Annotated in this window: 18 protein-coding genes; 5 read left to right on the forward strand and 13 right to left on the reverse strand. The window is 74.2% G+C overall.

Annotated elements, in window-relative coordinates; all coding sequences use genetic code 11:
* Nucleotides 1-4: 4 nt before the first annotated feature.
* The 7 genes from H5V45_RS06610 to H5V45_RS06640 are packed head-to-tail and all read right to left on the reverse strand — an operon-like array spanning nt 5 to nt 8,156.
* A complete protein-coding gene (locus H5V45_RS06610; protein WP_185252202.1) occupies nt 5-1,570 on the reverse strand; it encodes an aldehyde dehydrogenase family protein in 1,566 nt (521 codons plus the stop codon).
* Nucleotides 1,567-3,147, reverse strand: a complete 1,581-nt coding sequence (locus H5V45_RS22595) for a GMC family oxidoreductase N-terminal domain-containing protein (RefSeq protein ID WP_185252203.1) — start codon at nt 3,145-3,147, stop codon at nt 1,567-1,569. The genes H5V45_RS06610 and H5V45_RS22595 overlap by 4 nt, the downstream gene beginning before the upstream one ends.
* A gap of 52 nt (nt 3,148-3,199) precedes the next feature.
* Complete coding sequence (locus H5V45_RS06620) at nt 3,200-4,279, reverse strand: LLM class flavin-dependent oxidoreductase (RefSeq protein WP_185252204.1); 1,080 nt, start codon at nt 4,277-4,279, stop codon at nt 3,200-3,202.
* A gap of 58 nt (nt 4,280-4,337) precedes the next feature.
* Nucleotides 4,338-5,171 (reverse strand): PIG-L family deacetylase, encoded by an 834-nt coding sequence (locus H5V45_RS06625; RefSeq protein ID WP_185252205.1) that lies wholly within the window; start codon nt 5,169-5,171, stop codon nt 4,338-4,340.
* The gene (locus tag H5V45_RS06630; RefSeq protein WP_185252206.1) at nt 5,168-6,310 is read right to left on the reverse strand and encodes a glycosyltransferase family 4 protein; all 1,143 of its coding nucleotides are present in this window, start codon (nt 6,308-6,310) and stop codon (nt 5,168-5,170) included. Before H5V45_RS06630 ends, H5V45_RS06625 begins: the two co-directional genes overlap by 4 nt.
* Nucleotides 6,310-7,392 (reverse strand): lysylphosphatidylglycerol synthase domain-containing protein, encoded by a 1,083-nt coding sequence (locus H5V45_RS06635; protein WP_185252207.1) that lies wholly within the window; start codon nt 7,390-7,392, stop codon nt 6,310-6,312. Before H5V45_RS06635 ends, H5V45_RS06630 begins: the two co-directional genes overlap by 1 nt.
* Entirely contained in the window at nt 7,389-8,156 is a 768-nt protein-coding gene (locus H5V45_RS06640) for a polyprenol monophosphomannose synthase (RefSeq protein ID WP_185252208.1), read from the reverse strand. The genes H5V45_RS06635 and H5V45_RS06640 overlap by 4 nt, the downstream gene beginning before the upstream one ends.
* Before the next feature lie 96 nt (nt 8,157-8,252).
* On the opposite strand from H5V45_RS06640, the gene H5V45_RS06645 reads away from it, so the two are divergent.
* The gene (locus H5V45_RS06645; RefSeq protein WP_185252209.1) at nt 8,253-9,230 is read left to right on the forward strand and encodes a YihY/virulence factor BrkB family protein; all 978 of its coding nucleotides are present in this window, start codon (nt 8,253-8,255) and stop codon (nt 9,228-9,230) included.
* Between the two features lie 19 nt (nt 9,231-9,249).
* The gene (locus H5V45_RS06650; protein ID WP_185252210.1) at nt 9,250-9,855 is read left to right on the forward strand and encodes a class I SAM-dependent methyltransferase; all 606 of its coding nucleotides are present in this window, start codon (nt 9,250-9,252) and stop codon (nt 9,853-9,855) included.
* A 4-nt stretch (nt 9,856-9,859) separates the two neighbouring features.
* Here the strand turns inward: H5V45_RS06650 and H5V45_RS06655 are convergent, their stop codons facing one another.
* Both H5V45_RS06655 and H5V45_RS06660 read right to left on the reverse strand, forming a co-directional pair.
* On the reverse strand, nt 9,860-10,591 hold the full coding sequence (locus H5V45_RS06655; protein ID WP_185252211.1) for a zf-HC2 domain-containing protein: 732 nt from the start codon (nt 10,589-10,591) through the stop codon (nt 9,860-9,862).
* Nucleotides 10,588-11,226 carry a sigma-70 family RNA polymerase sigma factor gene (locus H5V45_RS06660; protein ID WP_343061450.1) on the reverse strand — a complete coding sequence of 213 codons (639 nt, stop codon included), beginning with the start codon at nt 11,224-11,226 and terminating at the stop codon, nt 10,588-10,590. Before H5V45_RS06660 ends, H5V45_RS06655 begins: the two co-directional genes overlap by 4 nt.
* 144 nt (nt 11,227-11,370) lie before the next feature.
* Here H5V45_RS06660 and H5V45_RS06665 point away from each other — a divergent pair, with 144 nt between their 5' ends.
* Nucleotides 11,371-13,605, forward strand: a complete 2,235-nt coding sequence (locus H5V45_RS06665) for a hypothetical protein (RefSeq protein WP_185252213.1) — start codon at nt 11,371-11,373, stop codon at nt 13,603-13,605.
* A gap of 68 nt (nt 13,606-13,673) precedes the next feature.
* On the opposite strand, the gene H5V45_RS06670 is transcribed toward H5V45_RS06665, so the two are convergent.
* Both H5V45_RS06670 and mca read right to left on the reverse strand, forming a co-directional pair.
* The gene (locus H5V45_RS06670; protein ID WP_185252214.1) at nt 13,674-13,946 is read right to left on the reverse strand and encodes a hypothetical protein; all 273 of its coding nucleotides are present in this window, start codon (nt 13,944-13,946) and stop codon (nt 13,674-13,676) included.
* 12 nt (nt 13,947-13,958) lie between these two features.
* The gene (mca, locus tag H5V45_RS06675) at nt 13,959-14,855 is read right to left on the reverse strand and encodes a mycothiol conjugate amidase Mca (RefSeq protein WP_185252215.1); all 897 of its coding nucleotides are present in this window, start codon (nt 14,853-14,855) and stop codon (nt 13,959-13,961) included.
* Nucleotides 14,856-14,884: 29 nt separating this feature from the next.
* Here mca and H5V45_RS06680 point away from each other — a divergent pair, with 29 nt between their 5' ends.
* Together H5V45_RS06680 and greA are read left to right on the forward strand one after the other, a co-directional pair.
* Nucleotides 14,885-15,316, forward strand: a complete 432-nt coding sequence (locus H5V45_RS06680) for a DUF4307 domain-containing protein (RefSeq protein WP_185252216.1) — start codon at nt 14,885-14,887, stop codon at nt 15,314-15,316.
* Between the two features lie 214 nt (nt 15,317-15,530).
* On the forward strand, nt 15,531-16,040 hold the full coding sequence (greA, locus tag H5V45_RS06685; protein ID WP_185252217.1) for a transcription elongation factor GreA: 510 nt from the start codon (nt 15,531-15,533) through the stop codon (nt 16,038-16,040).
* 138 nt (nt 16,041-16,178) lie between these two features.
* Here the strand turns inward: greA and ilvA are convergent, their stop codons facing one another.
* Both ilvA and H5V45_RS06695 read right to left on the reverse strand, forming a co-directional pair.
* Nucleotides 16,179-17,405 carry a threonine ammonia-lyase gene (gene ilvA, locus H5V45_RS06690; RefSeq protein WP_343061451.1) on the reverse strand — a complete coding sequence of 409 codons (1,227 nt, stop codon included), beginning with the start codon at nt 17,403-17,405 and terminating at the stop codon, nt 16,179-16,181.
* Nucleotides 17,398-18,762, reverse strand: coding sequence for an AI-2E family transporter (locus H5V45_RS06695; RefSeq protein ID WP_185252218.1), 1,365 nt, complete (start codon nt 18,760-18,762; stop codon nt 17,398-17,400). Before H5V45_RS06695 ends, ilvA begins: the two co-directional genes overlap by 8 nt.

Consider the following 18,762-nt stretch of genomic DNA (forward strand, 5'->3'; position numbering starts at 1 on the left):
CGGCTCAGCCCCTGCGACGGCGGCGGCGGTTGAGCCCGCCCTGCGGCGCCTGGGGCCCCTTCGGGATCGTGGTCCCGCGCCCGTGCAGCATCGTGATGAGCTGCGCGAGCTGCTGGTCGGCCTTCTCGGTGCGCGTGAACGTCGTGAGGGCCAGCATCGGCTTGAAGCGCTGCCGGGCGATCGCCTTCGGGTAGGTGAACTCCTTGAGCCCGTCCGGCCCGTGGATGCGCCCGAAGCCCGAGTCCCCGACGCCGCCGAAGGGCAGGCTGGGGATCGCGGCGAAGGTGATGACGCCGTTGACGGCGGTCATGCCGGAGCGGATCCGGCCGGCGATCTCCATGCCGTGCTCCTTGGCGAACACGGTCGAGCCGAGGCCGTAGCGGGTGGCGTTCGTCCGCGCGATGGCCTCCTCCATGTCGCGCACCTTGGCGATCGTCACGGTGGGCCCGAAGGTCTCCTCCTGCACGGCCAGCGAGTCCTCGGGGACGTCCACGAGGACGGTCGGCTGCACGAAGCGCTCCCCCACGGCGTCCACGCCGCCGATCAGCGCGCGGCCGCCGCGGTCCAGGGCGTCCTGGATGTGCGAGCGGATCACGTCGAGCTGCTTGGGCATGGTGATCGGGCCGAGGTGCGAGCCCGGGCTGTCGTCGGCACGCAGGCCCTTGGCCTTCTCGAGCAGGGCCGCGACGAACTCGTCGTACACCCGCTCGTGGACGTAGACCCGCTCCACGCCGGTGCAGGTCTGGCCGGCGTTCGAGCAGGCGCCCCACAGCGACGCGTCGGCGGCGGCGTCGATGTCGGCGTCCTGGTCGACGATGACGGCGTCCTTGCCGCCGGCCTCGATCACGACCGGGGTGAGGGTCTCGGCGCAGGCCGCCATCACCCGCTTGCCGGTGGCGGTCGAGCCGGTGAAGGCGACCTTGTCGACACCCGCGTGGCACAGCGCGGCCCCGGTCTCGCCGAAGCCGGTGACGACCTGGAGCACGGGGTGCCCGACCGTCTCGAGGAAGGTCTGGGCCAGCCACTCGCCGACGCCGGGGGTGTACTCGCTGGGCTTGAAGACGACGGCGTTGCCCGCGGCGAGCGCGTAGGCGATCGAGCCCATCGGGGTGAAGACGGGGTAGTTCCAGGGACCGATGACGCCGACGACGCCGAGCGGGGGGTACTCCACGGTGGCGGCCTGGTTGGCCATCACCAGCCCGGAGGCGACCTTGCGGCGCTTGAGCACCTTGCCGGCGTTGCCCGCGGCCCAGGCCAGGTGGTCGATGGCCAGCGAGGCCTCGAGGGTGGCGTCGCCGTGCGGCTTGCCGGTCTCGCGGTGCATCAGGTCGGCGAGCTGGGCCAGCCGCCGGGTGATGACGCCCTTCCAGGCCGACAGGTGGGTGTCGCGCTCGTCGTACGACAGCGCCGACCACCAGCGGCCGGCCTCGCGGGCCCGCTCGACGGCCGCGCGGACCTCCTCGTCGGTGTGGATCGGGTGGGTGCCGACGACGTCCCCGGTGGTCGGGTCCAGCGAGTCGAACGTCCGGGTCGCCTCGGTGCTCGCGAGGGGGTTCTCGGTGAGGGTCATGACGACTTCCTGATCTCGTCGGCCGCCTTCTCGGCGAGCATGATGGTGGGGGCGTTCGTGTTGCCGCGCGGGACGGCCGGCATGACCGACGCGTCGACCACGCGCAGGCCCTCGACCCCGCGCACCTTGAGCTGCGCGTCGACCACGGCGTCCTCGCCGGAGCCCATCGCGCACGTCGAGGTGGGGTGGTACAGCGTCTGGGCCCAGGTGCGGATGTGCTCGATGAGGTCCTCGTCGGAGGGGTCGGCGGGCAGGTTCCACGGCTTGTCGAGGTACGACGCCAGCGCGCCCTGGGTGACCATCTCCCAGGTCTGCTTCGCCCCACTCAGCAGCGCGTCGAGGTCCGTCTGGTCCTCGAGGTAGGCCGCGTCGATGGCCGGGTGCCAGGCCGGGTCGGCCGAGCGCAGCCGCACCGAGCCGCGGCTGGCCACCGACACCAGCGTCGGCGCGGCCGTGAACATCCGGCTGGTGGGCTCGTGCATGCCGTTGTCGTAGAAGCCCGACGGCGCGGCGTGGATCTGGATGTCCGGGGCCACCAGCCCGTCCCGGCTGCCGAAGAACGCGCCGGCCTCGCCGACGTTGGAGGACAGCGGGCCGGTGCCGCTGATCTTCCAGCGGGCGAAGTTGCGGACGTTGTTGAGCTGGGCCAGGTCCGTGATGCCGCGGGTGTACCAGAGCAGCGGGACGACGGGGTGGTCCTGCAGGTTGGCACCCACGCCGGCGAGGTCGACCTTCGCGGTGATGCCGACCTCGGCGAGGTGGTTGCCCGGGCCGATGCCCGAGAGCATCAGCAGCTGCGGGCTGTTGATCGAGCCGCCGCAGAGCAGCACCTCACGCGTCGCGTGCACGGTGTGCTCGACGCCGTCCTGGCGGAAGGTGACGCCGGTGGCGCGCTCGCCGTCGAGCTCGATCCGCGAGGCCAGCGCCCCGGTCGTCACGGTCAGGTTGGGGCGTGAGCGGGCCGGCTTGAGGTAGCCCTCGTTCGTCGACCAGCGGCGCCCACCCTTGCAGGTCACTTGGTACTGCCCCGCCCCCTCCTGGGACGCGCCGTTGAAGTCGTCGGTGCGCTTCAGCCCGTGGCTCACGGCACTGTCGACGAAGAGGTGGCTGAGCTCGTGGGTGTAGCGCCGGTCCTCGACGTGCAGCGGACCGCCTCGGCCGTGCAGCGGGCCCGCGAGCCGCTCGTTGTCCTCGGACTTGCGGAAGTACGGCAGGCAGTCGTCGTACCCCCACCCGGTGGCGCCGTACTGGTCGCGCCAGCTGTCGTAGTCGGCGCTGTTGCCCCGGATGTAGATCATCGCGTTCATCGACGAGCAGCCGCCGAGCGCCTTCATCCGCGGCCAGTAGGCGCGACGGTTGTTGAGCTGCTTCTGCTCGGTGGTGTTGTAGTTCCAGTCCCACTTCGTCTTGAACATCGTCGGGAAGGCGGCCGGGATCATCACCTCGTCCCCCTCGGCCTCCCCGCCGGCCTCGAGGAGGACGACGCTGACGCCGGGGTCCTCCGTGAGGCGGGCCGCGAGCACGGCGCCGGCGCTACCGGCGCCGACGATGACGTAGTCGAACGTGTCCTGGGTCACGCCTGCGAACCTACTCCGGAGTACCCGACGCGGAACAGGGCCGTTCCAGCGCTCAGACGCTGACGCGCTCCTTCATCCGCGACACGACCTGGTCGCCGATGCGCACGATCTCCTCCTGGTACGGCGTGTCCGACAGGATGAAGTGCGTGACGCCGAGCGCCTCGTAGGCCCGCAGCGCCGCCGTGACGTCGTCGGGCGAGCCGACCAGCCACGTCGTGCCGGCACCGCCGCCGCCGACCCTCCCGGGCGCGGTGTAGAGGCAGGAGTCCAGCACGTCGCCGCGCTCCTGCAGGTCGAGCAGGCGCTGCAGGCCCACGGCGCGGCCGCGGTGCCGGTTCCCCACGGCCGACCAGTCGTCGGTGCGCTCCCCCAGCGCCCGGACCTTCTCCTCGGCGTCGTGCCACGCCTCCTCGGTGGTGTCGCGCACCAGCGTGGTGATCCGCAGCCCGAACTCGAGCGGCGCGGTGCGGTCCTGCTGCTCGCTCAGCGGCCGGAGCCGGGCGATCCGCTCCTCGATGCCGTCGAGCGGCTCGCCCCAGAACAGCTGCACGTCGGCCTCGGCGGCCGCCACCTGCTCGGCCGCGGGGGACGCGCCGCCGAAGTAGAGGCGCGGGTGGCGGCCCTCGTCGGCGGCGTACGGGCGCGGCGAGACCGTCGAGTGCTCGACGCGGAAGTGCTCGCCCTCGTAGGTGACGTCCTCCTCGGTCCAGAGCCGGCGGACGATCTGCATGAACTCCCGCGTGCGTCCGTAGCGGGCGGCCTGGTCGCCCTCGACGTCGCCGTACGCCGCCAGGTTGTCGAGGCCGCTGACGATGTTGACCAGCAGCCGACCCCCGCTGAGCTGGTCGAGCGTGGCGGCGGCGCTGGCGAAGTGCGCCGGGTGCCAGTAGCCGGGCCGGATGGCGGCCAGCGGCTTGAAGGTCGTGGTGCGGGCGGCCAGCGCGGTGGCCACCGTGAAGGTGTCGGGCCGGCCCCAGCTGGTGCCGATCAGGGCGCCGCCCCAGCCGTGCTCCTCGGCCGCGGTCGCCATCCGCGCGGAGAAGTCGAGCGTGCCCCAGCCCTCGGAGGTGTCGTCGCCGCGGTGACCGGGCTCGACGGTGTTCGGGATGTACCAGAGGAACTCAGATGTCATGCCGACACCATACTCGACCACATCACTTGACTTAGGTGACATTGCCGCGTCGAGACGATCAGCAACGAGATGCCGCGCGGAGCCGCAGGCTGGCGAAGACGTCGTCGAGCAGCGGGCCGCCGGGCGCGCGACCGACCTCGCGGAACCACTCGCGTCCCAGCACCCGGCGAGCCAGCGGGCGGGGCAGCCGCAGGAGCAGGGCCAGCGTCCGCGCGCCCTCGTCGGCGCTCGCCTGGCTGGCGTGGGCGCGCATCGAGGCGCGCTTGGGGCCCAGGAAGGGGCGCACGTCCACGACGTGCGTGAGGTCGGCGCGACCGGTGAACGCGTGCTCCAGGTCGGGGATCTCGGGCAGGGGCAGCACTCGGGCGAGACGACGGAGCAGCCGCACCGGGCGGAGCAGGGTCGTGCGGTCGAGGGTCGCCTCGAGGACGAGCGGCGTGCCCGCGAGCCGGGCGGCCTCGCGCGCGACCAGGTGGACCTGGACGTGGTCGCGGTGGCCGTAGCCACCGGCCAGGTCGTACGACGTCAGCGCGTCGGCCCGCTCGTCGTCGAGCACGGTGGCCAGCGCACGGGCGGCGGCCCCGACGGGCACCGTGCTGAAGGCTCCGGGGCGCGGCGCGTCCTCCCCCCAGCCGGAGTCGGCGTACCCGAGCACGACGACCCGGGCGACGCCCAGGGCGCCGGCCGAGGCCTCGAGCTCCGCGAGCCGCCGGGACGCGAGGCCGCCGGCGTGGTGCTCGCGGGCGGCCAGGCCGGCCTCGCCGGCGGTCGCGACGACCAGCACGACCCGGTGCCCCTCGGCCGCGGCCCGGGCCAGGGTGCCGCCGGTCAGGAGGGCCTCGTCGTCCGGGTGGGCGTGGAAGGAGACCAGCGTGAAGGGACCGGTGCTCACGACGACGCCGCCGCCCGGGCCGGTGCCGCGGCGACGCGGGTCCGCGACCGACCGGCCGCGAGGTCGTAGGCGGCCAGGGCCCGCCCGCAGGCGGCGTCCCAGCCGAACGGTGGTGGCACCGACCGGTTGTGGGCGGTCATCCGGGCGGTCGTCACCTCGTCGGTCAGCAGCCGGACGAGGTGGGCGACCAGGGCGTCGTCGGAGTCACCGAGCAGGCCGTCGACGCCGTGGGTGATGAAGGTGCCGACCCCGCCGTGGCTGCTCGCCACCACGGGCAGCCCGGCCGCGCGGGCCTCCAGCGCGGCGATGCCGAACGACTCGAGCTCGGCGGGCGCGAGGTAGACCGTGGACCGTGCGAGGACCTCGCGGATGGCGGGTCGGTCGAGCCGCCCCCGCAGCTCGACCCAGCCGTCCAGGTCGTGGCGGCGCAGGTGTCGCTCGAGCCCGGGCCGCTGGGGCCCGTCACCCACCACGACGGCCCGCAGGGGCAGGTGGTCCGGGACCTCCTCACGGGTCGCGCGCAGGATCCGCGCGAGGGGCAGCGGCCGCTTGGTCCGGGCCAGGCGCATCACGCTCACCACGGTCGGCACCGCAGGCGCCCCGCCCGGGACCTGCCAGGCCGCGACGTCGACCGCGTTGGGGAGCACGAGCACCTCGACGGAGGGACCGAGCACGCGGCGTACGGGCTCGGCGGCGGCGTCGCTCACCGCCGACCAGAGGACCGGCCAGCTCCGGAGCCCGGCCGCCCGGCTGCCCAGCGCCGGCAGCGGCCCGAGCCGGGTCCACAGCGAGTGCACGGTCACGAGGGTCGGCCGTCCCAACGACCCCGCGAGGCGGGCGGCTCCGAACGCGAACGGCGAGACGACCGAGACGTGGGCGTGGACCGCGTCGGCGGAAGCGAGCAGGGCGCCCACCTGGGGGCCCAGACCGAGCTGACGGGGCACGGTCACGGCCGGGTTGGCGACACGGTGCAGCCAGGGCGGGTCCGGCTCCGCACCGGGGCCGGAACCGGGCGCGGTCGCCGTCACCACGTGGACGTCGTGGCCGTCCCGGCGCTGGCGGACGGCGAGGTCGTGCACGTGCATCTCGATGCCGCCCAGGCGCGGCAGGTAGACGTCGGTGACGTGGACGATGCGCATCAGGCGGTCCCGCCCGTCACGGCGGACGGCGCCGCACCGGCGCGGCGGAGGCGGAGCCACACGAGCAGCCCCAACCCGCCCACCGGGATCTCGAGGCCGTAGGTGAAGACGCGGTAGAGCAGCGTGCCTGCGACGGTGCCGACCGGGTCGCCGCCGAGCGCGACCAGCAGGCCGACCAGGCCGACCTCGACGACGCCGGCGCCGCCCGGGGTCACGCCGACCAGGGTCAGCACCCGCTCGACGGCGAAGCCCGCGAAGACCGCTGCCAGCGGGAGACCCGCGCCGGTCACGGCCAGGCACCCGGCCAGGAGCGCCAGGAGCAGCGCGGAGTAGAGGAGCATCCCCAGGGACAGGCGGCGCCACGAGCCGCTGAGCAGCTCGCGGCACTCGCGCCTGACCCGGTCCAGCCCGTCGGCCACCGCCGGTCGGCGCGAGCAGCGCAGCACCCGGAGGACCCCGCCGACGAGGCCCTCGCACGCCCCGCCCAGCCGACGCGCCAGCGGGTCGTGCACCAGGAGCGCACCCCCGGTCGCCGACAGGAGGGCCAGGACCACGGTCGCGGCCACGGCGGCGCTCACCACCGGCCCCAGCACCAGGTGGCCGGCGAGGGCCAGCCACCCCAGCGCCAGCGCCGGGAGGGTGAGCTTGAAGAGGACGTCCCAGACGTTGGTGACGACGGTGTACGCCGCGAAGGCCGCCCGGTCGTGGCCCCAGGCCCGCGTCATCCGGTAGTTCAGCGCGATGCCCGCCGCACCTCCGAACGGCAGCACGTTCGACACCGCGCTGCCGGTCAGGCTCAGCAGGAGCGCGCGGCCGTGGGTCAGCCGGGGCAGCGCCGCGGTCAGCGTGATCGTGTGGGCGAGCAGCCCCGCCAGCCAGAGCACCCCCAGCCCCGCCACGACCGGCCACGGCACCTGCGCCAGCGTGCGGCCCACCGCCGCCCACGGCGCACCCGCCACCAGCGGCACGACCACGACCAGCAGGACCGCGACGCCGGCCACGGAGCCCAGCGCGCGGAGCCCCCGCAGCCCGCGGAGCCCGCGCCGGTGTCCCGCGGCTGCCGGGGCGACGGCCGTGCTCATGTCAGCACCCGGGGCCTCGGCGCGCCGGAGGGGTGGCCGCCGCGCAGCTCGTGCCAGCGCCACACGAGCACCCGTCGTACGGCCTCGAGGACGATGTCGCCGGACATCTTCGAGCTCCCGCGGGTCCGGTCGGCGAACGCGATCGGGACCTCCACGACGTGGAGGCCGCGGCGCACGGCGCGCCAGGTGTTCTCCACCTGGAAGCAGTAGCCGTCCGAGGCCGTCCCGACGGCGTCCACCGTCAGCAGGGCGTCGCGCCGGAAGGCCTTGAAGCCCGCCGTCGCGTCGCGGACCGGGAGCCCGAGCACCAGCCGCACGTACGCGTTGCCCGCGCGCGAGATCAGCCGGCGCGACCACGACCAGTCGTCGACCCGGCCGCCCGGGACGTAGCGCGAGCCGACCGACACGTCCGCGTCCGCGAGCGCGCCGACGAGTGCCGGCAACCGGCCGGGCGGGTGCGACAGGTCGGCGTCCATCTGCACGACCACGTCGTAGTCACGCTCCAGCGCCCAGCCGAAGCCGGCCCGGTAGGCCGCGCCGAGGCCGCTCTTGCCGGCCCGGGAGAGCAGGTGGACGTCCGGTGCGGTGGCGGCGTACGCCGTGACGAGCGCCGCCGTGCCGTCCGGGCTGCCGTCGTCGACGACGAGCACGTGCACGGCCGGCACGGCCGCTCGCACGGCATCCAGGAGGGGGACGATGTTGTCGGCCTCGTCGTAGGTCGGGACGACGACGAGCACACGGGAGGCGGGCGAGAGGGCGGGCATGCCTCGATGGTCGGTCGCCCTTCCTGCCCGTCACCTGACGATCGTGGACGCTCTGCCGCTGGAGGCAGCCCCGGGCCGGGGTGGTTCAATCCCGCCATGACGACCGCCCGCACCGTCCCCGTGACGATCGAGATGGACGGCGACGAGCTGGACGCCGAGGACGCCTGGCGGCTGACCCGGAAGTTCGGCCCCCGGCGGATCCTCGTGGAGTCGTTCGTCCGGTTCCGGTACGGCGACGGCTTCACCAACAGCCGGGCGCTGGCGCTCCAGGCCTCGCTCGCGGTGGTGCCCTTCATGCTGGCGCTCACGGGCCTGGCCGACGGGATCGACGAGGCCCGGCCGGCCCGGGTCGTCGCCCGGACGATCCAGACCGTCTCGCCGGGCCACGGCACCGGCGACGCCCTCGCCAACGCCGTCTCCGGCCCCAGCAGCAGCGAGCAGGCCGGCGAGCTCGCGCTGGTCCTGGGGCTGCTCTTCGCGCTGGTCTCGATGACCACCGCGATGGCGCAGGTCGAGCGTGGCGCCAACCGCATCTACGGCATCCGCAGGGACCGCCCCGCGCTCGCGAAGTACGGCCGCGCCGCCGTCCTCACCGCGGTCCTCGCGGTCCCCGTCGGGATCGGCTTCCTGCTGCTGGTCGCGGGCGGGGCGTTCGCCGACGCCATGCGCATCGACTACGGCTGGTCCGACGACGTCGTCCTGGCCTTCCGGGTCGCCCGCTGGCCCGTCGGCACCGCGCTGCTGGTCTTCGCGATCGCGGTCCTGCTCGACCACTCCCCCCGGCGCCGCCAGCCGGCGCTGTCCTGGCTGGCGCTGGGGGCGGGCGTCTCGGTGCTGCTCACGATGCTCGCGACCGGCGGGCTGGCGGCGTACGTCCACGTCAGCTCGTCCTTCGGCAGCACCTACGGCCCGCTCGCGGGCATCGTGGCGCTGCTGCTGTGGTCGCTGCTGTCCGCGATCGCGCTGTTCTACGGCATCGCGGTGTGCGCCCAGCTCGAGGCGCTGCGGGCCGGCGACACCGACCCGGTCTACGACGACCCCGGCCGGCCGCACGGGCACGTCACCGGCGACTGAGCGGGCTACCGTGGCCGGCATGGACGCGAGGGACTGGGACGAGCGCTACGCCGCCCGCGAGCTGGTCTGGTCGGCGACGCCCAACCAGTTCGTCGAGGCCGAGCTGGGCGACCTGCCGCCGGGCCGGGCCGTCGACCTGGCCGCCGGCGAGGGCCGCAACGCGATCTGGCTGGCCCGCCGCGGGTGGGACGTGACCGCGCTCGACTTCTCGCAGGTCGCGCTCGACAAGGGCGCGACGCTCGCCGGCGATACCGCGGTCACCTGGGTGTGCGCCGACGCGACGCGGTGGAGCGAGCCGGCGTCGTACGACCTGGCCGTGCTGGCCTACCTCCAGCTGCCCGCCGAGGAGCGCCGGGCCGCGGTCCGGAGCGCCTTCGCCGCGCTGCGCCCGGGCGGCACGCTCCTGCTGGTCGCCCACGACACGACCAACCTGGCCGAGGGCACCGGCGGGCCGCAGGACGTGCGCGTGCTGATGACCGCCGAGGACGTGCTCGGCGACCTCGCCGACGAGGCGGGCGTCGTCGTGGAGCGGGCCGAGCGGGTCAGCCGCGTGGTCGGCGACGGGCACGGCGAGGAGCCCGCGCGGACGGCGTACGACTGCCTGGTGCGGGTGCGGCGGGCCTGAATCCTCAGAGCGCCGACGAGGCGACGGCGGAGCCGTCCTCGTCGAGGATGACGACCTCGGTGACGGCGTCGCGCAGGGCGGCGGACTGCAGGTTGCACGTCATCGTGGCGGCGCCGACCCCGAGGAACTCGCCCGCCGGGACCAGCTCGCCGTCCGCGGTGCGGAACTCGGCGTGGAAGACCTCGCCGGCGTGGAAGCCCTCGCCGACGATCCGCAGCTCGGTGCCCCAGGTGTGGTTGACCAGGCCCGCGCTGTCCACGGTCACCCCCGAGCCGGGAGCGGCCGCGAGCCGGATCTGCTCCATCGGCACGGTGGGCGGGGAGGGCGCGGTCGCGCGGCCCAGCCCGAGGCCCGCGCCGACGCCGACGACGGCGAGCACGGCGGCGGCCGCCACCAGGCGGGTACGCCGTCCCCGCGCGCGCCGGGCCGCGTCCCGTCGCGCCCCCAGCTCGTCGTCGTCCCGGGCGACCCGCTCCGCGGCCACCTGGCGGCGGATCGCGTCGCCGAGCCCGGGCGGCGGCGTCGGGGGCGTCTCGAAGGACGCGGGATCGACGGCACCGAGCAGGCCGGCCAGGGGCGTGATCTCCTCCAGCTCGGCCCGGCAGGCCGCGCAGCCGTCGAGGTGCGCCTGCACCCGGTCGGTCTCGGCGCTCGTCAGGTGACCCAGGACGAGGGCGCCGAGCATCTCGCGCAGCGCCTGGTGCGCGGGGTCGAGGTGCCCCCGGTCCTCGTTCACAGCGTCACTCCCATCTCGTCCATCGCCGACCGCAGGGCCCGCAGGCCGTAGAACACGCGGCTCCTGAGCGTCCCCACCGGCACGCCGAGCTCGGCCGCCACCTCGTCGTACGGACGCTCCTTGAGGTAGGTCTGCACGATCGCCTCCCGATGATGCTCGCTCAGCCGCCGCAACGCCTCCTCGACGAGCCACTCGCGAAGGATCCCGTCCGCGGGGTCGGCCACCGCGCCGCTCAGCTCCTGCGCCGTCGGCGGGTCCAGCAGGTGCCGCTGCCAGGGCCGGGCCTGCGCGGCCCGGGCGTGGTCGATCATCGTGTTGCGCGCGATCCCGAAGAGCCAGACCCGCAGGGAGGCGAGGTCGGGGTCGTAGCGGTCGGCGAAGCGCCAGGCCTTGAGGAACGTCTCCTGCGTGACGTCCTGCGCGGCGCCCGGGTCGCCGAGGCCGCGGAGCACGAAGCGGTAGAGCTCGGGGCCGTAGAGGAGGTACGCCGCGTGCACCTCGTCCTCGTCGCCGAGGCCGGCCACGACGGCTCCGGCTGGTTCCTCGCGCACGCGGTCGCCCGCCTCCTCGTCGTCGGTGCGGCGGTGCCGGCCGACCGTCCGGCCGCCCGCGCCCACCACCCCGTCGTTCGTCACGACGGTGCTTACGGATGTCGGGCGGCCTGCGTTCATCCGTGGTGAACGCGGGTCCGGCGGGCGCCGTACACACCCCCGAGGCCGCCCCGAGCGGCCGGACCTGCCGCACCAGTGCGGCGCGACCGCAGAGAAGGGTTGGGCAAGATGACCACACCGAGGACCCGCAGGGTCCGCACCATCGGCGGAGGGGCCGTGGGTGCTCTCGTGCTCGCCGTCGTCCCGCTCTCGATCGGGACGGCCGAGGCCGCCGTGGCCGGCGCGAAGCGGACGTCTGCTGCGGCGACGGCCGCGACAGCCGCGACGAGCGCCCGGCCTCGCGTCACCCACGTGAGCACCGAGCGCCAGCTGCGCAAGGCGCTCGCGCGGGCCAACCACCGCGCCGGCGCCGACCGCATCGTGCTCGACCGCTCGATCTCCTTCGACGGCACCCGGCCGCTGAAGGGCGGCGCCTGGCGCGGCGACCTCGACGTGCGCGACGACCTCGTGCTGCGCGGGCAGGGCCACACGATCAACGCCCGCGGCCTGGACCGCGTCCTCGACGTGGACTCCGGCGTGGCGCTCGAGATCGTCGGGATCCGCCTCACCGGCGGGTCGCCCGCGGCCACCACGAGCGGCGGTGCCGTGCGCAGCGCCGGCACCCTGGTCGTCACGGACTCGGTGCTCCGGGCCAACGAGGCGACCGGCACCGGCGGGTCCGGCGGCGCGATCGCCAACGAGGGCGGCTCCCTCACGGTGACCGGCTCCCGGCTCGTCGCCAACACCGCGACGCGGGCCGGCGGCGCGATCGAGGCCGTCGGCGGCGACACCACCGTCCAGTCCTCGCAGCTGCGCCGCAACCGCACCGGCGAGGAGCCGGGCAACGGCGGCGCGCTGCACCTGACCGGTGCCGGCACGGTCGCCGTCGTCAACAGCACGGTCGCCGACAACGCGGCGACCGCCGAGGGCGGCGGCCTCTGGAACTCCGCCGAGGGCACGCTCACGGTCACCGGCTCGGACGTCTCGGGCAACGTCGCGGCCGGCCCCGCGGCCGACCAGGGCGGCGGCGGCGTCTACAACGACGGCGGCACCCTCTCGGTCGTCCGCTCCACCGTCGACGGCAACAGCGCCACCGGCGCGGCCGGCTCGGGAGGCGGCATCCTCAACAACCTCGGCACGACCACGGTCGAGAAATCCCGGGTCGCGGGCAACACCGCGCCGCGGGCCGGCGGCGGCGTCGAGGCCGTGGGCGGTACGACGACGCTCACCGGCACCGAGCTCGCCGACAACGCCGCGGGCACCGCGCCCGGCAACGGTGGCGCGCTGCACCTCACCGGCGCCGGCACGATCGACGTCCGCAACGGCTCGGTCACCGGCAACACCGCCGGCGCCGAGGGCGGCGGGCTCTGGAACTCCGCCACCGGCACGATGACGGTGCGGGGCACCACGGTCGCGGGCAACACCGCGGCCGGCGCGGCGGCCGACCAGGGCGGCGGCGGGCTCTACAACGACGGCGGCACCCTCGAGGTCCGCGGCTCCGAGGTCACCGGCAACACCGCGACCGGCGCCGCCGGCTCGGGTGGCGGCGTCCTCAACAACCTCGGAACGCTCCGCGTCGACCGGACCGAGCTGAGCGGCAACACCGCCCCGCGGGCCGGCGGCGCCATCGAGGCCAACGTCGGCACCACCGAGGTGACCCGCTCGCAGCTGCTGCAGAACACCACCGGCGCCGCACCCGGCAACGGTGGCGCCCTCCACCTCACCGGTGCGGGCGACGTCACGGTCGCCGGCAGCGAGGTGGTCGGCAACACGGCCGCCAACGAGGGCGGCGGGCTGTGGAACAGCGCGTCCGGCACCCTCGACGTCACCGACACCGTGCTCCGCGGCAACACCGCGGCCGGCGCGGCGGCGGACAGCGGCGGCGGCGCGCTCTACAACGACGGCGGCACGATGACCGTCACCGGCGCCACGATCACGGACAACGACGCGACCGGGGCCGCCGGCTCCGGTGGCGGCATCCTCAACAACCTCGGCAGCCTGACCGTGCGCTCGTCGACGCTCGAGGGCAACACGGCGAAGCGGGCGGGCGGCGGGATCGAGACGAACGTCGGCACCGTCGGCCTCACCGACGTCGACCTGACCGCCAACAGCACCGGGGCGGCCCCGGGCAACGGGGGCGGCCTGCACGTGACCGGCGCCGCCGTCGTCCAGTGGCTGCGCGGCACGGTCACCGGCAACAGCGCCACGAAGGAGGGTGGCGGCCTCTGGAACAGCGCGACCGGCACGATCGTCGCCGACCAGCTGAGCGTCAGCGGCAACACCGCCCCGACCGGGCCGGACGTGTTCAACCAGCCTCCGGGCGGCACCTTCGTGCTCAACGGGGCCCCGGTCCCGCCGGGCTGAGCAACCGGCAGCACTGCGCAGCACTCCTCATCGTCCCCGGTGACCTCGGTCGCCGGGGACGCGTGCGTTCAGAGGCGCTGCGGACCCTGGTGCTGGTCGGCGTCGCCGGCCGACCCGGTCGGCCGCGGCTCCGTCGCGTCGTCGTCCGGACCGAAGAGACCCGCGTCCTTGGCGGCCTGCGCCTTGCGCAGCTGCTTGACCAGGCTGAAGCCGAGCAGGACCACGGCCAGGACGAGGAGGAGGAACAGCGCAAAGGCCGTCCAGCCGGCCTTGACGTCCTCGGGCTTCGGGCTCGGGTCGGCCAGCACGGTGAGCAAGGCGTGGATCGGGACGAGGAGCATGGGACCAGTCTCTCAGGCGGGGTTCTCGATGCCGGCGAACAGGTCGTCCTCCGGGGTCGAGGAGGCGACGTGGCTCACGACGAGCTCGAAGTCCTCGGTCGGCCACGTCTCCGCCTGCAGCTCGCGCGGGATCGCGAACCAGAACCCGTCGGGGTCGATCTGGGTGGCGTGCGCCAGCAGTGCCTGGTCGCGGACGCCGAAGTAGTCCGAGCACGGCACCTTGGTGGTGACCCGGGCGTCCCACTCGGGCTCGTCCTTCCACTCCTTGAGGCGCTCGGCCCACGGGGACTCCAGCCCGTGCGCGATCATCGCGTCGTGGGTGGCCTGGATCCGGGCCTTGTTGAACGAGTGGTGGTAGTACAGCTTGAGCACCTGCCAGGGCTCCCCGAGCTCGGGGTAGCGCTCCGGGTCGGCCGCCGCCGCGAACGCCTCGACGCTGATCTCGTGGCATTTGATGTGGTCGGGGTGCGGGTAGCCGCCGCGCTCGTCGTACGTCGTCAGCACGTGCGGCCGGAACTCGCGGATCAGCTTGACCAGCGGTGCGGCGGCCTCCTCGAGCGGGACGAGGCCGAAGCAGCCCTCGGGCAGCGGCGGCTTCGGGTCGCCCTCGGGCCAGCCGGAGTCGACGAAGCCGAGCCAGTCCTGCCGGATGCCGAGGATGTCGCGGGCCCGCTCCATCTCCTGCCGGCGGATCTCGGTGATGTTCTCGAGGATGTCGGGCCGGTCCATCTTGGGATTCAGGATCGACCCGCGCTCACCACCGGTGCAGGTCGCGACGTGGACGTCGACGCCCTCGGCGACGTACTTCGCCGTCGAGGCCGCGCCCTTGCTCGACTCGTCGTCGGGGTGGGCGTGCACGTGCATGAGCCGGAGGCCGGCCCGCGGGCCGGTGGAGGGGTGCTGCGCCATGGGTCGATCGTAGATGTCACCCTTGACGGGTGAGCGCGCAGGCATCCCCCGGCACCGGCCGACCGGCCGATCTGGGCGACCGGTACGGCGCCCCCGCGCCCTGGCGCCGGCGGGCGGTGCTGGTCGCGAGCGTGGTCGTCGCCGTCGCGTTCCTCGGGTGGCTCGGCTGGACGACGTACGTCCACGCGACGCCGGACGTCGACTCCGCCATCGTCGGCTACGACGTCGTCGACGAGCACACGGCCACCGCCCAGGTGACGGTGCGCCTCAAGGACGACACGGTCGCGGCCACCTGCCTGCTCCGGGCCTACGCCGAGGACCACACCGTGGTCGGCGAGCTGTCGTTCACGCCGCAGTACGCCGCGAAGCAGCCGCTCGAGGAGACCGTGCGGACCGAGCGGAGGGCCACCTCGGTCGAGCTCGTCGGGTGCACGGCGCCGGGCGAGCCGCGCCCGCGCTGACCCGGGCTCACGCCGCGCTGACCTGCACGATCGGCGCCCTGTTGTTAAACTCGTCCTCCTGACCGTCCCGCAGGGCCGCCAGTGCCAGGCCCGTGACACTCGTGCCGAGACGGCCCTGTCGCTCTGGCTCGTCCGACGGACACCAGCCCAGACCCACTCGGTGGGCACACCGACGTATCCCCGTGTCCCACCCGATGCAGTGCAGGAGTACCCCATGACGCAGTCGACCGAGCAGGCCACCATCTGGCTCACCCAGGAGGCCTTCGACAAGCTCCAGGCGGAGCTCGAGAACCTCAAGGGCCCCGTCCGCCAGGAGGTCATCGCCCGGATCAGCGCCGCGCGCGACGAGGGCGACCTCAAGGAGAACGGCGGCTACCACGCCGCCCGCGACGAGCAGGGCAAGGTCGAGGCCCGGATCCGCCAGCTCGAGGACATGCTGCGCCGCGCCCAGGTCGGCGAGACCCCGGAGGACGACGGCACCGTCTCCCCCGGCATGAAGGTGACCTACAAGTTCGTCGGCGACGACGACGACGAGGCCGAGACCTTCCTGCTCGGCGCCCGCGAGATCGAGGACTCCGTCGAGGGCCTCAAGGTCTACTCCCCCCAGTCCCCCCTCGGCTCCGCGATCATCGGCGCCAAGGTCGGCGACACGGTCTCCTACGAGGCCCCCAACGGCAAGGCGCTGAAGGTCGTCGTCCTCGAGGCGCACCCGTACGCCGGCTGACCCCACCACCGAGTCGGCGCATCTGCACGCCCCAGGAGCATCGACTCGGCGCATCTGCAGATCCTGGGACCGCCAGATTCTGCAGACGCGCCGACTCGACCTGTTTTCCGTCCGCAGATGCGCCGACTCGGCTGATGCTCAGTCGAAGACGCGGTAGCCGCGCTCGCGCAACCGGCCCTTGACCTGCTCCGCGTGCGGCTCGCCGCGGGTCTCGAGCTGCAGGTGCACCTCGACCTCGTCCAGGTGCAGGGACGGCGAGATCCGCTCGTGCACGACCTCGAGGACGTTCGCGCCGACGGAGCTGACCTCGCCGAGCAGGGTCGCGAGGCCGCCGGGGGTGTCCGGGATGCAGACGCGCAGGTTGAGGTAGCGGCCGGCCGCGGCCATGCCGTGGCGGATCACCTTGCCGAGCAGCAGCGGGTCGATGTTGCCGCCCGACAGCAGCGCGACCGTGGGCGTCCGGAAGGCGTCGGGGCGGTCGAGGATCGCGGCGACGGCGGCGGCACCGGCGGGCTCGACGACCATCTTGGCCCGCTCGACCAGCGCCAGCAGCGCCCGGGAGAGCGAGTCCTCGGAGACCGTGACGATCTCGTCGACATGGTCGCGCACGGCGGCGAACGTGATGTCGCCGGGGCGACCGACCGCGATCCCGTCGGCCATCGTCTTCATCGACGGCAGCGGGACCGGCACGCCCTGGGCGAGCGACCCGGGGAACGCCGCGGCACCCTCGGCCTGCACGCCGATGACGCGTACGTCGGGGCGCAGCGCCTTGACCGCGATGGCGATGCCGGCCAGCAGGCCGCCCCCGCCGGTCGGGACGATGACGGTCTCGACCTCGGGCACCTGCTCGAGGATCTCCAGGCCGACGGTGCCCTGCCCCGCGACGACGTCGACGTGGTCGAAGGGGTGGATGAGGGTGGCACCGGTCTCGGCGGCGAACGCGTGCGCCGCCACCAGGGCGTCCTCGAGGTAGCGGCCGTGGAAGACCACGTCCGCGCCGTACGCCCGGGTGGCCTTCTCCTTCGGGATCGGCGCCCCCTCGGGCATGAAGACGGTGGACGGGATGCCGATCAGGGACGCGGCGAGCGCGACGCCCTGGGCGTGGTTGCCGGCGGAGGCCGCGACCACGCCGTGCGCGCGCTCGGCCTCCGAGAGGCGGGAGATCCGGACGTAGGCGCCGCGGGCCTTGAAGGACCCGGTGCGCTGGAGGTTCTCGCACTTGAGGCTGACCGGGCCCCCGGCCAGCGCGGAGAGCCAGCGGGACTCCTCCATGGGGGTCTCGATGGCGACGCCGCGCAGCACCTCGCGGGCGGCGCGGATGTCGTCGAGCGTCACGCCCGTCCCGGTCGCGGTCGGGTCACTCACGGAGGTCCTCCTCGGTCGGTGGCGACTCACCCAGCTCGGCGTAGTCGTCCTCGAGCTGCTCCTCGGGATCGTCGCCGGGAGCGGTGTAGCTGGCCAGGTGCTGGACCACGGCGTTCACCGCCGCGGCGAGGGGTACGGCGACCAGCGCGCCGGGGATGCCGGCGACGAGCACGCCGCCGCCGATCGCGAGGATCACGCCGAGCGGGTGGACCGAGACCCAGCGCCCCATCAGGAACGGCTGCAGGACGTGGCCCTCGATCTGCTGGACGACGATGACGCCGCCGAGCATGAAGAGCGCGGTGATCGGCCCCTGGTCGACCAGGGCCACCAGGATCGCGACGGTGCCGGCGACCGTGGCGCCGACCATCGGGATGAACGCGCCGAGGAAGACCAGCACCCCGATCGCGAGCACGAACGGCACCTGCAGCACGGCGGCCACGATCATGATGCCGATCGCGTCCGTCGCCGCGACGATCACCGTCGCCCGGACGAACTGCGTCAGCGAGACCCAGGCGACGCGGCCCGAGGTGTCGACGTGGTTCCGGCCGGCGCGCGGGGCGAGCCGCACCAGCCAGGCCCAGATGCGCTCGCCGTCGGCGAGGAAGAAGTACGTCGAGAACAGGATGATGAAGAAGCCCGCCAGCACGTGGCCGAGCGCGGTGCCGACCTCGGTGACGCGGCTGAGCACCGACTCACCACCGGCCGACGGGGTGATCGCCTCCTGCGCCTTGTTGATGTAGTCGTTGATCTGGGAGTCGCTGGCGTGCAGCGGCCCCTCCTGGAGCCACCGCTTGACCTCGTCGAGGCCCTTGACGGTCTGGTCGGCGAGGTCGTTGGCGCCATTGGCGACCTGCTGCCCGGCGAAGGTCAGCAGGGCTCCGATGAAGCCGATGCCGAGGATCACGACCAGGATCGAGGCCAGCCCGCGGGGCAGCCCGATGCGGTGCAGCAGGGCCACCACCGGCTGCACCAGCGCGGTGATGAGCAGCGCGACGACGACGGGCAGCACGACGACCGAGAAGAAGCCGATCGCCCAGAACACGACCCAGCCGGCGGCCACGATGACCAGGAAGCGCCAGCCCCAGGCGGCGGCCAGGTCGAGGCCCCACGGCACCTGCGCTCGGGTGAAGTTGGAGGGGCCCGCGGCGACCGGGGCGGGCTCGGGACGGCGTACCTCCCGCATCTGCGCCCACTGGTGGGCGAGCCGCTGGGCGAGGCCCTCGTCGTCCTCGGCCGGGCGTCCGCGCCGGCCCGGCACGGGGAGCCTCCGTCGGCTCTCGGCGCGGTCCTGGTCGCTCTCGTCGGGGACGTCACCGACGGCCCCGTCGACGGCCGGGCCGTCAGCCTCGTTGGTCAC

This window comes from Nocardioides luti (assembly GCF_014212315.1).
In the GTDB taxonomy this organism is placed as follows: domain Bacteria; phylum Actinomycetota; class Actinomycetes; order Propionibacteriales; family Nocardioidaceae; genus Nocardioides; species Nocardioides luti.